This is a genomic window from Paraburkholderia graminis, from assembly GCF_003330785.1.
Classification (GTDB): Bacteria; Pseudomonadota; Gammaproteobacteria; order Burkholderiales; family Burkholderiaceae; genus Paraburkholderia; species Paraburkholderia graminis.
This window is the reverse complement of the sequence record NZ_CP024934.1, coordinates 2704446-2718415: the sequence shown is the minus strand read 5'-3', so window position 1 is coordinate 2718415 and position 13970 is coordinate 2704446. Positions and strand designations below refer to the sequence as shown.

Annotated in this window: 14 protein-coding genes and 1 pseudogene; 8 read left to right on the top strand and 7 right to left on the bottom strand. The window is 63.9% G+C overall.

What is annotated here, in order from left to right:
• Positions 1-283: 283 nt before the first annotated feature.
• Positions 284-1213, top strand: coding sequence for an EamA family transporter (locus CUJ91_RS12035; protein WP_029967574.1), 930 nt, complete (start codon positions 284-286; stop codon positions 1211-1213).
• 64 nt (positions 1214-1277) lie between these two features.
• Here the strand turns inward: CUJ91_RS12035 and CUJ91_RS12030 are convergent, their stop codons facing one another.
• Positions 1278-3326, bottom strand: coding sequence for an NADPH-dependent 2,4-dienoyl-CoA reductase (locus CUJ91_RS12030; protein WP_114156263.1), 2049 nt, complete (start codon positions 3324-3326; stop codon positions 1278-1280).
• Between the two features lie 360 nt (positions 3327-3686).
• Between CUJ91_RS12030 and CUJ91_RS12025 the strand changes: the two genes are divergently transcribed.
• Positions 3687-4481 carry a DUF4397 domain-containing protein gene (locus CUJ91_RS12025; RefSeq protein ID WP_006052451.1) on the top strand — a complete coding sequence of 265 codons (795 nt, stop codon included), beginning with the start codon at positions 3687-3689 and terminating at the stop codon, positions 4479-4481.
• Between the two features lie 246 nt (positions 4482-4727).
• Here CUJ91_RS12025 and CUJ91_RS12020 read toward each other — a convergent pair whose 3' ends face one another.
• Together CUJ91_RS12020 and CUJ91_RS12015 are read right to left on the bottom strand one after the other, a co-directional pair.
• Positions 4728-4862 carry an entericidin A/B family lipoprotein gene (locus CUJ91_RS12020; protein WP_006052452.1) on the bottom strand — a complete coding sequence of 45 codons (135 nt, stop codon included), beginning with the start codon at positions 4860-4862 and terminating at the stop codon, positions 4728-4730.
• A 198-nt stretch (positions 4863-5060) separates the two neighbouring features.
• Positions 5061-6653, bottom strand: a complete 1593-nt coding sequence (locus CUJ91_RS12015) for a sensor histidine kinase (protein WP_114156262.1) — start codon at positions 6651-6653, stop codon at positions 5061-5063.
• 206 nt (positions 6654-6859) lie between these two features.
• Between CUJ91_RS12015 and CUJ91_RS12010 the strand changes: the two genes are divergently transcribed.
• The 5 genes from CUJ91_RS12010 (at position 6860) to CUJ91_RS11990 (ending at position 9129) form a co-directional block, all read left to right on the top strand.
• Positions 6860-7036 carry a DUF1328 domain-containing protein gene (locus CUJ91_RS12010; protein ID WP_006052454.1) on the top strand — a complete coding sequence of 59 codons (177 nt, stop codon included), beginning with the start codon at positions 6860-6862 and terminating at the stop codon, positions 7034-7036.
• Positions 7037-7118: 82 nt separating this feature from the next.
• Entirely contained in the window at positions 7119-7280 is a 162-nt protein-coding gene (locus CUJ91_RS12005; protein ID WP_006052455.1) for a DUF1328 domain-containing protein, read from the top strand.
• Positions 7281-7362: 82 nt separating this feature from the next.
• A complete protein-coding gene (locus CUJ91_RS12000) occupies positions 7363-7920 on the top strand; it encodes a ferritin-like domain-containing protein (RefSeq protein WP_006052456.1) in 558 nt (185 codons plus the stop codon).
• A gap of 127 nt (positions 7921-8047) precedes the next feature.
• Entirely contained in the window at positions 8048-8680 is a 633-nt protein-coding gene (locus tag CUJ91_RS11995) for a response regulator (protein ID WP_013338705.1), read from the top strand.
• A gap of 20 nt (positions 8681-8700) precedes the next feature.
• Positions 8701-9129: a response regulator gene (locus tag CUJ91_RS11990; RefSeq protein ID WP_035569834.1), complete on the top strand. Its 429-nt coding sequence runs from the start codon at positions 8701-8703 to the stop codon at positions 9127-9129.
• 27 nt (positions 9130-9156) lie between these two features.
• Here CUJ91_RS11990 and CUJ91_RS11985 read toward each other — a convergent pair whose 3' ends face one another.
• The gene (locus CUJ91_RS11985; protein ID WP_029967567.1) at positions 9157-10359 is read right to left on the bottom strand and encodes an MFS transporter; all 1203 of its coding nucleotides are present in this window, start codon (positions 10357-10359) and stop codon (positions 9157-9159) included.
• 186 nt (positions 10360-10545) lie between these two features.
• On the opposite strand from CUJ91_RS11985, the gene CUJ91_RS11980 reads away from it, so the two are divergent.
• Entirely contained in the window at positions 10546-11061 is a 516-nt protein-coding gene (locus CUJ91_RS11980) for a DUF2569 domain-containing protein (protein WP_114156261.1), read from the top strand.
• Between the two features lie 20 nt (positions 11062-11081).
• Here the strand turns inward: CUJ91_RS11980 and CUJ91_RS11975 are convergent, their stop codons facing one another.
• From CUJ91_RS11975 to CUJ91_RS11965, 3 genes and pseudogenes are all read right to left on the bottom strand, one after another.
• Complete coding sequence (locus CUJ91_RS11975) at positions 11082-11909, bottom strand: phosphodiesterase (protein WP_114156260.1); 828 nt, start codon at positions 11907-11909, stop codon at positions 11082-11084.
• 42 nt (positions 11910-11951) lie between these two features.
• Positions 11952-13021 (bottom strand): annotated as a pseudogene (locus CUJ91_RS35200) (ABC transporter ATP-binding protein).
• The gene (locus CUJ91_RS11965; RefSeq protein ID WP_029967561.1) at positions 13018-13929 is read right to left on the bottom strand and encodes an ABC transporter permease; all 912 of its coding nucleotides are present in this window, start codon (positions 13927-13929) and stop codon (positions 13018-13020) included. Before CUJ91_RS11965 ends, CUJ91_RS35200 begins: the two are co-directional and overlap by 4 nt.
• Positions 13930-13970: the final 41 nt, after the last annotated feature.

The window sequence follows — 13970 nt, the reverse complement described above, 5'->3', positions numbered from 1 at the left end:
GTTGCGTGTGCACCAAAAGTTACGATTCTTTCGCCTGGCGCGGTGGGCGCTTACTGCATAATGCGATGCGCGCCGTGCATTTGGCGCGCGAGCCGCGAATCGGCCGGAACTACCGGATCAACCGGACCGGCACCGCGGTTCCCGTATGGCTCTCTCTGTTAGCCAACCATCGTCTTTCGCTCCACCACCATGTCCGCCAGCCTCGCCCGTTTGACCGCATCGCCGATGCGGTGTCCGCCGTCCCCACAGCGGGAAGCTCGAACGGCGCCGGTGCGTTGACGACATGTCGCAGGAACTTCCAGGCTGGTTTTCTCGTGGTTTTCCGATCCGTTTGCCGCAATCGCGCAACGGACAGATCGCGCTCGCGCTCGGCGTCGTCTATCTCGTATGGGGCTCGACTTATCTCGCGGTGCACGTCGCGCTCGGCTCGTTCCCGCCTTTGCTGATGTCCGGCCTGCGCAATCTGTTCGCGGGCGTCGGGCTATTCGCGTTTGCGGCGCGCCGCAATCCGGTGTGGCCGAGCGCCGCCGAAATCCGCAACGCCGGGCTCGTCGGCACGATGCTCGTCGGCCTGTCGAGCGGCATGCTCGCGTATGGCATGCGCACGGTCGGCACCGGCACGGCGGCGGTGATGGTCGCGACCGTGCCGCTCTTCGCGACGGTGATCGCGGCGGTGGCGGGGCGGAAGATCGGCAGAGGCGAGTGGTTCGCGGTGGGGCTCGGGCTCGTCGGCATCGCGATCCTGAGTCACGGCGACGACACGCCCGGCTCGGCGGGCGGCAGTCTCGCGATTCTGTGCGGCGCGCTCTTCTGGGCGGGCGGCGCGCATCTCGCCGGCCGTCTCAAGTTGCCGTCCGACCTGTTTCTATCGACGTCGCTGCAAATCGGCCTGGGCGGCGCGATGTCGACGATGGTCGCGTGGGTCTCGGGCGAACGCATGCTCGAAGTGCATTTTCTGCCGGTGCTGGCGTTCATCTACCTGATGCTGATCGGCACGATGGCGGCCTACGTTGCCTATGGTTTCCTGATACGGCACACGAGCCCGATCATCGCGAGCAGTTGCATGTATGTGAATCCGGTGGTGGCGGTCGCGCTCGGCGCGTTGCTGCTCGGCGAGCCCGTTACGCATTCGACGGTCATCGCGACCGTCGTGATCCTCGTCAGCGTGGGGTTGTCTTTCTGGCTCGATTATCGAAAGAAAGCGCTCGCGTGATGCGCGAGACTGCGCACGAACGGGAGCACGGCGCTTATGGAAAAGCGCGGGCCACGTTGGCGCTTTAAAGCCGCGCGGCCAGTTCAGCGCCTTCGCGAATCGCGCGCTTCGCATCGAGTTCGGTCGCGAGCGCGGCTCCACCGATCACATGAAAACGCGGACCGCCCGCATCCGCCGATTTTTCTCGTGCAGACTCCAGCGGATGCAAATCGCGCAGCGACTCCTGCCCTGCACATACGACGATATGGTCGACCTCCAGCCATTGCTCGACGCCGCCGCGCGCGATCTTCAAACCGCGCGCGCCCGCTTCCAGATACGACACGCCGTCCAGCATCTTCACGCCGTTTCTCGCGAGCGTCGCGCGATGCACCCAGCCCGACGTCTTGCCGAGCCCCGCACCGAGCTTGCCCGCCTTGCGCTGCAGTAACCAGATCTGCCGCGGCGGACGCGCGGGCGCGGGCGGCTTCAGGCCGCCGGGTTCGCTGACAGACAGATCGACGCCCCATTCGTCGAGCCACGCGTCGCGCGGCAGCGGCAGCGGTTCGTCCGCGCGATGCAGCAAAAACTCGCTGACGTCGAAGCCGATGCCGCCCGCGCCGATCACCGCGACGCGGCCGCCCACCGGCGCACCGCGCAGCACGTCGACATACGACAGAACATTGGGCGCGTCGATGCCCGCGATCGCCGGCCGCCGCGGCACGATGCCGGTCGCGATCACGATGTCATCGTAAGCGCCCGCGGCGAGCAGCGCGGCGTCGACGCGCGTGCCGAGCCGCACGTCGACGCGATGCCGCTCGAGCTGGCTCTGAAAATAGCGGATCGTCTCGCTGAACTCTTCCTTGCCCGGCACGCGCATCGCGAGATTGAACTGACCGCCGATGGTTGCGGCCGCATCGAACAGCGTCACGCGATGCCCGCGCGACGCCGCCACCGTCGCCGCCGACAATCCCGCCGGCCCCGCGCCGACCACCGCAATAGAGCGCACTTTCTGCGAACCCGCGAGCGGCCGGTACACGAGTTCGGTTTCGCGTCCGGCGCGCGGATTGACGAGGCAGGTCGCGCGCTGATTCCTGAACGTATGATCGAGACAGGCCTGATTGCACGCGATACAGGTGTTGATTTCGTGCGTGCGTCCCTCGGCGGTTTTCAGCACGAACTCGGGATCGGCGAGCAGCGGTCTTGCCATCGAAACCAGATCGCCCGCGCCGTCGGCGAGCAAGGCTTCGGCGACGTCGGGCGTGTTGATGCGGTTCGAGACGATCACCGGCACTGTCACGGCGGCCTTCAGCCGCGCGCTCAACGCGGCAAACGCGGCGCGCGGCACCGAGGTGACGATGGTCGGCACACGCGCCTCATGCCAGCCGATTCCTGTGTTGAATATCGTCACGCCGGCCGCTTCGAGCGCGCGTGCGACCTGCACGGTTTCATCCCATGTATTGCCGCCTTCCACGAGGTCGATCAGCGAAAGCCGATACACCACGATGAAGCGCTCGCCGCACGTCTCACGCACCCGCTCGACAATCTCGCACGCGAGCCGCATGCGGTTTTCGATGCTGCCGCCGTAACGGTCCGTGCGCCGGTTGGTGCGCGGGCAGAGGAACTGGTTGAGCAGATAGCCTTCGCTGCCCATGATCTCGATGCCGTCATAGCCCGCGCGCTGAGCGAGCCGCGCGCAGCGCGCGTAATCGCGCACGGTCTTCTGAATGCCGGCGATGCTGAGCGCGCGCGGCTTGAACTTCGAAATAGGCGACTTCAATGCCGATGCGGACACAACGAACGGCTGATACCCATAACGTCCTGCGTGCAGGATCTGCAGCGCGATCTTGCCGCCTTCTTCGTGAACCGCTTGCGTAAGCCGCCGATGATTGCGCAGATCGAATACCGAGTTGAGCGTACCGCCGAAGGGCAGCAGCCATCCTTCGCGATTCGGCGAGATGCCGCCGGTGATGATGAGGCCGACGCCGCCCTTCGCGCGCTCGCGGAAGTACTCGGCGAGCTTCGGATAATTCCAGAAGCGGTCTTCCATGCCCGTATGCATGGACCCCATCACGACGCGATTGCGCAAGCGGGTAAAGCCGAGGTCGAGTTCCGCGAGTAAGCGTTGGTAAGACATACAGGCTGCCGTTGTAAGTATGGGGTGCGCACGAACGATACACCGCGCGCTCGGGCTCACCATCTGAGGAAAGCTTCTAATGCTCGCCGCATGTTGCCCCGTAAGACATTCGCGCGCCGCGATAAGCCAATTCGATGATCGCGGCACAGCCATTGCTCATTGGGTGCGTCCATCGACATGGACCGCGCCGCGCCTTTAAAACAGGGCGTTGCGTGCAGGGATAGGAGGGAGTGCTTCGCCGAGGACAGCCAAAACGAGACCGTTCGAATCATTGCCGAACACGGTTTCAGATGGCGGCGTCCAGAGTGTGCGCCCGCATATGAATGGGCCACGAGCCCGACATCGATATAGGTGAACAGAATGAAACTGATTAGAACCATGGCGGCCATGATTGCCGTTGCATCCGTGCTGAGTGCATGCGGCGGAGGCTCCGACGACGTAGGCAAGGAACTGGGTCTGACGAACCCGCAAATCCATTTCGTGCATGCGATCCCGAGCGGACCGGCAGTGGACTTTCTCGTCAACGGCAACGCGCCGTCCGGACAGACGAATATCTCGTACAAGGGCGTGACGAACTTCACGAACATCAACACGGGTTCGACGAATGTTGCTTATGCGGCGACCGGCACCAAGACCGCGCTCGCGAGCGGCAATTTCCCGAACGTCTCGAAGGGCCACGAATATACGGTGCTCGCGTTGCCCGGCACCGCAGCGGCGGACATCGGCCTGATCGACGATCCGTTCGACAAGGGCCTTCTGTCGAACAGCGCGCGCGTGCGCGGCTTCAACGCATCGGGCAACGCGCCGAATCTCGACCTGTATCTCGTGCAGGCGGGCAACACCAACATCAGCACCGTGTCGCCGACCCTGGCGGGCGTCGCGTTCAAGAACGCCGTGCCGGCGAGCGGCCAGGATTCGATCTACGTATCGGGCGGCCAGTATGTGCTGATCGCGACGGCCGCGGGCAGCAAGACGCCGATCTACCAGTCGCAATCGTTCACGCTGTCGAACAACGCCGACTGGCTCATTACGTCGGTGCCGATCGGCGGTGTGCTGAGCCAGCTCGCGGTGGGGCAGATTCATCTGCTGATCGTGCAGAACGGCAATACGAGCACACCGAGTATCGAGTTGTCGAACACGCTGACGGGCGCATAAGCTCGCTAGCCAACCTGCGCGCATCGCAGCGCACGGCATAGCGGCAAGTCCTGGGAGGACGGGGCGGCGATTCACGCAAGTGGATCGCCGCTTTGTTTTGGCAACACGGGCAACGCACAGCTCACGTTCAACAAGCACGCACAACAAAAAGCCCACTGCGGTTTCCCGCAGCGGGCTCGATGATGACGATGCATCCAGCTAAACCACCCTGCGCCGCAAACGCGCAGGGCTTCAAGCAACAGCGATTTACTTCGCCTTCTCAGCCTGATTGGTGAGGGCGTCGCCACCCTTCGAGATGTCCTGGCCGGCACCTGCCATCGTGTTGCAGCCGGCGAGCGCGGCCGTGCCTGCAATGAGGAGCAAAGCGATCAGTCGATTCATGGAAGTTCTCCTTGTCGAGAAGGTATCGGTTGACGTGTCCCGCTAGCGGCTCTGCTAGCTGCCGACCGTGGCTTGCGCCAGTCGATCCGGTCTGATTGCATGGTAAAAAAAGGGCGCATGCGGCGCTGTCGGCTGCGCTGCGATTTTGTTGTAGGTGCGCTCTGGTGTTCGCGTCGGCGCACTCCTACAACGATGTTTTTAGTCGTTCTGCCGCGCGCCTAAGTTTGCGTCCGCGTCGCTGGCCGGTTGCGCGGCCGTGCTCGCGCTCGGCATCACGACATGAATGTCGGTGCCGTTCGGCACGCCGCGCCGTATGTCGAATCGTCCGCCATGCGCGGCGACGCGCTGACGCATGCCGAGCAGTCCATGCGTGTGCGTGCGCTTCAAATCCGCAGGCATGATGCCCACGCCGTTGTCCGCAATGTCGAGCGTCACTTGCCCCTCGCCGATATGCAGACCGATCGACACCTGCGACGCGCGCGCGTATTTCGCCGCGTTCGTCAGCGATTCCTGCGCGACGCGAAAGAGCGCGATTTCGGTTTGCTCGTCGAGCTTGATATCGTCTGCGGGAAGCTGCAGGTTCAATGTCCAGTTGTTGCGCTGGGCGGCTTCGTCGGCGAGCGTGCGCAGCGCGGTCACGAGACCGAAGTTCGCGAGCACCGTGGGCCGCATGTCCTCGATGATGCGGCGCTTGAGCGCGATGCCCTGGTCCAGATTGGCGAGCGCGCGCTGCAGTTTCCCGGCGATCTCGGGAGCGCTGTCCTTCAGCTTGCGGTTCGCCCACGCGACGTCCATCTTGCTCGCGGTCAGAATCGCGCCCAGTTCGTCGTGCAACTCGCGCGCAAGCTGCGTCTTTTCGTTTTCGCTGACAGCCTGCAAATGCCAGCCGAGCGCCTCGAGTTGGCGGGTCCGTTCATTGACGAGCTGATCGAGTTCGCCTTGCTGGGTGATCAATTGACGCTGCACGCGCGCCTGTCTGTCGATCTGAATGCCGAGATTGCGGAACAGCAGAATGAACAACACGATGTTGAGCGCCGAGAGTCCCGCCGCGCACAACGTCGAGATGCGCTGATCGGCGCGGCTCGCGGCGAGCGCATGCTGCGCGCGGCGTTCTTCGTTATCGCGCAGCAGGCTAAGCGTGCTGTCGACGAACGCCGGGTCCACCGCCTGCTCGCTGCTCGTGCTGCCGCACGCGCCAAGCTCCAATGGATGCGGTGCGGCCCGCTGCAACGCCGCCGCGCCCGCGCCGATGCGTGCGTCGATCAGCGCACGAATCTGCGTGAAGCTCGCGAGCTCGGCGCTGTCCGCTTTGGGACTGCGGTAAAAGCGTTCGAGCGGCTCTTCGCTAGCGCGAATGCGTGCGGCCGTCGCACAAAACGCGTGTGCGGCGTCGTCGCGCTTCGTCAGAAGATAATCGCTTTGCTGCGCGCTCAAACGCGATAGCTGGCTCGCCAGTGCACTCAGTTGCACGGTGACGTCGCGGGCTTCGAGCGCGGTCTCATACTCGGCGGCGATGCGCTCGCGCGCGGTCTCCAGAATGACGAGCCCGCCGACGGTTATCACGATTGCGACCGTCATCGCGATCGCCCAGCTTCGGCTGCGCATCCAGTCGCTTAGACGCGCGGCGGCGCGGCGCGGTTGCGCAGCGGCTTGCGGACTGGCTTGCGCTTCTGCTTGCGTTTCGGATTGCGCTTCGGTTTGCGCACGACTTCCAGCCTCGCTTTGCGCTTGCTGCTTCGCGTCATGCGGGACTGCGTTCGGCAAATCAGGCACGTTCTGCACGTTCGACACATTCGGCTCCGTGGACAGCCATCAGTGTAGCGTTCGCCGCCGCCAACGCGCGAGCGCTCGCGTGCGCGAATCGGCTCGTCGTAACGCTGCCGTAATCCAATGTAAGCGGATTCTCACACGAAAACCGGAGTGCGTCGGAATGCGCCCGCCGCCGCCGATGGATAGCATGAACCCTGATCCATTCATCGTTCCAGGAGGAAGCCATCATGCTGAAGTGGGCGTTGGTCTTCGCCGTCATTGCCTTGATCGCCGGCCTTCTTGGCTTTACCGGCATCGCGGCGGGTGCGGCGGCAATTGCGAAGTTCCTGTTCGTCGTATTTGTGATTCTGTGCGTGGTGTTCCTCGTGCTCGGCTTTGTGGTGACGAAAAAAATTGTCGATTAGCGCCGCTTGCATGTTTAGCGGCGCTTGAGGCAACGCCAGCGCACGAGAATTCACGCGGATACCAACAAGAAGGAGAGTCGCCATGCTTCACTATGCCATCGTCTTTTTTGTTATCGCGATCATCGCAGCGGTGTTCGGTTTCACCGGAATCGCGGCGGGCGCGGCCGAAATCGCGAAGATTCTGTTCTATATTTTTCTGGTCGTGTTCGTGGTCACGCTGCTGCTCGGCGTGTTCCGAACGTAGATCTGAGCACGACTCTAACGGCGCGTCGCGGGCATGGTCCGCGATGCGCCCATTCCCTCAATACGGATAAAGGAGAAACTCAATGGCGAACACACCTGGCGCCCAGTCGAGCGACCCGTTCGTGATGGACATTCAAAAGATTCGCGACGACGCCCGCAAGCACATGTCGGACGGACCCGTCACGCAAAGTTATGGCGCCGACCGCGAGACCGTGCTGAAGCTGCTCAACGACGCGCTCGCGACGGAGATCGTCTGCACGCTGCGTTACAAGCGGCATCACTTCATGGCGAAGGGCATCAACTCCGAGGCGGTGGCCGCCGAATTCGCGGAGCACGCAACGGAAGAGCAGGAGCACGCCGACCGCATCGCCGAGCGCATCGTGCAACTGGGCGGCGAGCCGGACTTCGCACCGGACGGCCTGAAAACGCGCGCGCATTCCGAGTACAAGGAAGGCGAGAATCTCACGGACATGATCCGCGAGAACCTGGTCGCCGAGCGCATTGCCATCGACACCTATCGCGAGATCATTCGCTATCTTGGCGAGAAGGACGTCACGACGCGGCGTCTGTTCGAAGAGATTCTCGCCGTCGAGGAAGAGCATGCGGACGACATGGCCGATCTGCTCGAGGGTCGCGAGTGAGTCGGCGCGGCTGTATGAGCTTGCGGCCGGCGGTAGTGGCCGCAACACAGCCGATAACGTCGAACGCCGGCGCGACGTCATTACAATGTCTGCTTTGGAGCGATTCCATCGTACGGACACCAAGCCGATGATTCGAGTGTTGATAGCCGACGATCATGCGATCGTCCGAGGCGGTTTCAGGCAGTTCGTCGCCGACGAGCCGGACATGTGCGTCGCTGCGGAAGCCGCCACCGGCGACGAGACCATCAGCCTCGTGCGCGAGCAGGCATTCGACGTCGTGCTGCTCGACATCGCGATGCCGGACAAGAACGGCATCGACACGCTGCGCGTCATCAAGCAGGTGCGCCCCGAGCAGGGCGTGCTGATCCTCTCCGGCTATCCGGAGAGCCAGTACGCGATCAACCTGCTGCGCGCGGGCGCGAACGGTTATCTGAACAAGGACTGCGAGCCGGACGAGATCGTGCGGGCGATTCGCGCGGTGGCGCGAGGTCATCGCTATTTATCGGAGGCGGTGGCCGACACGCTCGCCGACAATCTCGACAAGCCGGCGGCGGCGCGGCCGCACGAAGCGCTGTCCGAACGCGAGTTCCAGATTTTTTGCAAGCTGGCGGCGGGGCAGATTCCCACGCAGATTGCCGAAGAACTGCATTTGTCCGTGAAAACGGTGAGCACGTACCGGGCTCGCGTGCTCGAGAAGATGCGGCTGGCGAACAATGCCGATCTCACTTATTACGCGATCAAGAACGGCCTGATCGAATAATGGACGATCGAGAGATGCCGATGAACAGCGAATCGAATACCGTTGCCGGATCAGCCAGTCACGCGCCGTTGCGCGTGCTGCTTATCGAGGATTCGCCGCTGATCCGCCGCAGCCTGGTGGAAGCCATCGACGCGTCCGGTTCGCTGCAAGTGGCCGCGTATGCCGATTCCGCCGACGAAGCCATCGCGCTCCTTGGCGACGAAGCGTTCGACGCGGTGATCGTCGACCTGCAACTGAAGCGCGGTTCAGGCGTGCCCGTACTGGCTTATTTGCAGCGCGAAGGCTTGATCGACTCGGTGTTCGCGGCGGTGCTGACCAACCACGCGTTGCCCGCCTATCGCGAGCGCTGCGAGCAGTATGGCGTGCGCCACTTCTACGACAAGTCGTTCGAATTCGATCGCGTGATCGACGCGCTGCACGAATATGCGCTCGCGCGCAGCCACGGCTGAGCGCTCGCCACACAGCAACAAGCGCAATCAATCTTTTGCGGTACGAGCCTGCAGCGCCAGATGATTCCATGCGGCCAGGCCCGCGAACACCAGACCCGCGACGCTCACGCCCACCCATCCGAACACCGGCCATACAGCGGCGCCCACAGCGGAACCGAGGGCTCCGCCGATGAAATACGCGACCATGTACACCGTATTCACGCGGCTGCGCGCGTCGGGCTTCAGCGCATAGATGCGTGACTGATTCGAAATCTGCGCGGCCTGCACGCCCACGTCGAGCACGATCACGCCGATCACGAGCCCCGCGATGCTCTTCGCGGAAAAGCCGAACACGACAAACGAAATCGCCACCAGCACGATGGACAACGTGATGATCGCGCGCGGTCCGCGACGGTCGGCGAACTTGCCCGCGAGCGGCGCAGCGAGCGCGCCGGCCGCGCCGACGATGCCGAACAGGCCAGCGGCCTGCGGTCCGAGATGAAAGGGCGGCCCGGCCAATAGCAGCGCGAGCACCGACCAGAAGATGCTGAATCCGGCGAAGAGCGCGGCGCCCGTCAGCGACGCTTCACGCAACGCGCGATGTTCGACGACCAGATGCCACATCGACACCAGCAGCTTGCCGTACGACAGCGTGGAAGTCGGCTTGCTCTTCGGCAGACGCAGCACGATCACCACGGCGAGCGCGAGCAACGCGAGCACCGACACCGCGAATACCGCGCGCCAGCCGAAGTATTCCGCGACGAAGCCCGCTGCGGTTCGCGCAAGCAGAATGCCGAGCAGCAGGCCGCTCATCACCGTGCCCACCGCATGACCGCGCTGCGACGGCGGCGCGAGTTCGGCGGCGAACGGCACCGCCTGCTGCGCGATGGTGGCGAGCACGCCGATCGCGAGACTCGCGGCAACCAGCACCGGCAGCGCCGGCGCGGCGGCGGCCACGACGAGCGCGATGCACATGCCCGCGGTTTGCAGCAGGATCAGTGCACGCCGGTCGAAGCGGTCACCGAGCGGCGCGAGCAACAGCATGCCGGCCGCGTAGCCGAGCTGCGTGACGGCCGGCACCACGCCGACCCACGACGCGCTTGCCGGAAACGACTGCCGGAAGTTGTCGAGCAGCGGCTGGTTGTAATAGATGTTCGCGACCGCGACACCGGCGATGGTGGCGAGCAGAAGCAGCAGGCCGCGCAGCGATGGATCGGCGGAAGCGGGGGCGGACGCGTTGGACGTGGACATGAGAGAGGGCGGTCGGCGGACCGGCCCATGCGCGGTCCTCAAGCGTGCCGATCATACCGGAGCGTGTCGGATCGTGCTGACCCGCCGCCATTCGGATGCACGGCTCGTTTGTGACAAAAATGCGAGATTTGATGCGGTGGGGTTCGTAGAATCGGCGGGCTATTTCTGCCCACCTCGCACGATCCGATGAAACAACGCACTGTGTGTTTGAGCCGACGTCACGCGCAAGCTGAGCTTGCGCCGCGGCGAATTGGCGGATGTCTGCTGGTCGCGCTGATGTGCCTCGCCGCGTGGGCGTTCGTCACTGCGATCGCGTTGCGCGATCCGCTCGAAATGATGCTCGAATGGGAGTTGCTCGCCGTGTTCGTTCGCGCCGCGACGCATGGCTGGTATCGCGCGGTGATCGCGATGGTCGGCATGGACGTGGCGATCGGCGCGTTCATGGTCGCGGGCATCGGATGGTTCGCGCTGCTCGCGTGGCGCAAATCGGCGCGCTTGCCGCGGCACGTGCAGGCGTGGCTCGGCGCGATTCTCGCGATGCGAACTGGCGCATATCTGCTGAGCGATTACATGACGCACGCAATCGGTATCGACATCGCGATTCCGTTCGATGGCCTGATGCAGGCGATCGTCGCGGCCGCGTTGGGAATACCTTATTTCCGCATGTCGCGGCGCGTGCGTCAGACCTTCGTGAACCGCTGAGCTTTACACACAGTACGCGTTCAGTCGATCAACGCGCCTTCCGGCTCATAAAACGGATATGGACCGTCGGCGGCATCGACATACGCGTGATGCGTGACGATGCCCGTCGCCGGATCGTAGCGATGCAGCGCATACGCGGGCGGCTCCATCATGAATGCCGACGGTGCCTCGTCGCGAAGATCGAGCGCGACCTGATGCGCGGGCGCCGGCACCGCGGACGCGATCGTGCCGCCAAAGCGCACGAACATCGAGCGATGCACGTGTCCGCAGATCACGCGCTCCACGTTCGGATAACGCGCGATCAATGCGGCGAGCTTGTCGGCGGCGAGCGGATCGAGCCGCAACGCATCCATATGTCCGATGCCGCACGCAAACGGCGGATGATGCAGCGCGATCACGGTCGGCTTGCCGTTCGCCGCATCGAGTTGCGCGGCGAGCCACGAAAGCCGCGCGTCGCACAGCGTACCGGCGCTTTGACCCGGCACCATCGAATCGAGTGCGATCAGCCGTAGCGGACCGATGTCGGCCGCGTACTGCACGAACGCATCGCCGCCGTGCAATTCCGCTCGATCGGGAAACGCGGCGCGCAATGCGGCGCGGTCGTCGTGATTGCCGACGAGCAGAAAGTAGGGGATTTGAAGCGGCGCGAGCAGCGTTTTCAGGTGCTCGTACTGTTGCGGTTCGCCCTGATCGACGAGGTCGCCGGTCATGATGACGACGTCCGGCCGAGGGTTCAACGCGTTCAGCGCGGCGACGCAGCGCGCGAAGTGCGCGGCCGTATCGACGCGGCGATAGGCGAGCGCGCCGGGCCGCTTGATATGCAGGTCGCTAACTTGAGCCAGCAGCATGGGTAGTCCTTTGTGTTGCGCGCGGTTTAATGCGCGGCTTCGTTACGATAGCGCAATCAGCGCGTCGTGCCCGATCGAAATGCCGACCGGCGTGCCGCGCGCCAGTTCGACGCGGCCCGCGACATCGACGAAGAGCGCATCGGGCGCGGCGCCGCTAATCGTCAAGCGCGTGCGCTCACCGAGAAACGCACTGCTTTCGATGAGGCCGCGCAACTGCGCGTGATCGGGATCGGCGAGGAATGCGTCTTCGGGACGGAAGAAAATTTCGTGCGTCGAGTCCGACTGCGCCGATAGATCCCGATGCGCCGAAGGCAGCGGCACTGCGCCGCCGATGGTCGTCAGCATGCCGCCGCGCCGCTCGCCGGCAACGCGATTGATCGTGCCGACGAATTGCGCGACCGCACGATTAGCAGGCCGATAGTAGATGTCGCGCGGCGAGCCGATCTGCTCGATACGTCCCGCACTCATTACGACGATGCGGTCGCCGAGTTCCATTGCTTCGGCCTGATCGTGCGTCACATAGACGGTCGTGATGCCGAGGTCGCGCAGCAGCGTGTTCATGTCGCTGCGCAACGCGTCGCGCAGGCGCGCGTCGAGCGCGGTAAGCGGTTCGTCGAGCAGCAGCACGCGCGGCTCGACGGCCAGCGCGCGAGCAAGTGCGACGCGCTGACGCTGACCGCCCGACAGTTGATCGATCGGTTTATCGGCGTGGTCGGTCAGACGCATCATCGCGAGCAATTCGTCGATGCGTCGCCGTGCGTTTTCCGCAGGCACGCGTTTGATCTTCAGGCCATAGCCGATGTTGCCGCTACCGTCAGATTCGGAAACAGCGCATAGCTCTGAAACACCATGCCCACCTGGCGTTTTTCGATAGGCAGGGCCGTCACGTCGTCGTTGCCAAATGCGATGCGGCCTCCGGCGTCGGGCGTTTCGAGTCCGGCGATCATGCGCAGCGTAGTGGTCTTGCCGCAACCGGACGGGCCGAGCAGCACGAGCGTTTCTCCTGCTTCGATGCGCAGATCGACCGGTTCGAGCACACGTGTGCCGCGAAACGTTTTCGCGCACTGCGTCAGCGTGATAGGAATAGAAGCAGGAATAGAAGCGAGTGTCATGGCGTCGTGATGGACTTCGTAGCGGAAGCGGCGCCGCGTTTTTTCGCCGCGCTGCGCTGGCCGGTCGCATCGACGCCGAGCCATTGCATTGCGACGAGCAGCGGCATCGTCATGATGAAAAAGAGAATCGTGTAGGCGCTGCCGATTTCAATGCGCAACGACGCGTAGGTGTCGGCGAGACCGACCGGCAGCGTCTTCGTGTCGGGCGTGTGCAGCATCCACGTCAGATTGAATTCGCCGATGGAAAGCGTGAGCACCGCGAGCGCGCCCGCCACGATGCCCGGCCTCGCATTAGGCAGTACGATGGTCACGAAGCGCTGCATGAAGCTCGCGCCGAGACTCGCCGCGCCTTCCTCGAGCGTGCGCAGATCGCTGCTCGCACACACCGCCGCGACCGCGCGCACCATGAACGGCAGCGTGAACACCACATGCCCGACGACGATAAACGCAACGCTCATGCGAAACATCGTGAAGCCGCCATACACGACGAGCAGCGCCAGCGCGGACGCGAGCCCAGGCAGCGCGATCGGCAGCACAAGAAACTCTTCGATGACGCGCGACAGCCGCGTCTTGCTGCGCGCGAGCACGTAGCCTGCAGGCACGCCGGTCAACAGCGTAATAAAGAGCGTGGCCGCCGCGACTTCGAGCGAGAGAAACACCGAGCCGTGATACTGGGTCCACACCTCGCCGAGCCAGCGCAGCGTGAAGCCGCTCGAGATGCCCTTGAAGTAATTCACCGTGAGACCCGCGAGAATCGACATCACGACCGGCACGATCAGAAATGCGCACAGCAGCAGCGTGACGAGCCACTGGCCCGCCGCGAGCCATGCTCGGCTATCGGGCAAGCGCAGTCGCGAGCGCGGCTTTTTGCCGGCCGCAGCCTGTGAAGAAACAGTGATCGAATTCATGGAGAAGTCCTGCTTACCGTTTTCGCCGGCGTCATGTTCGA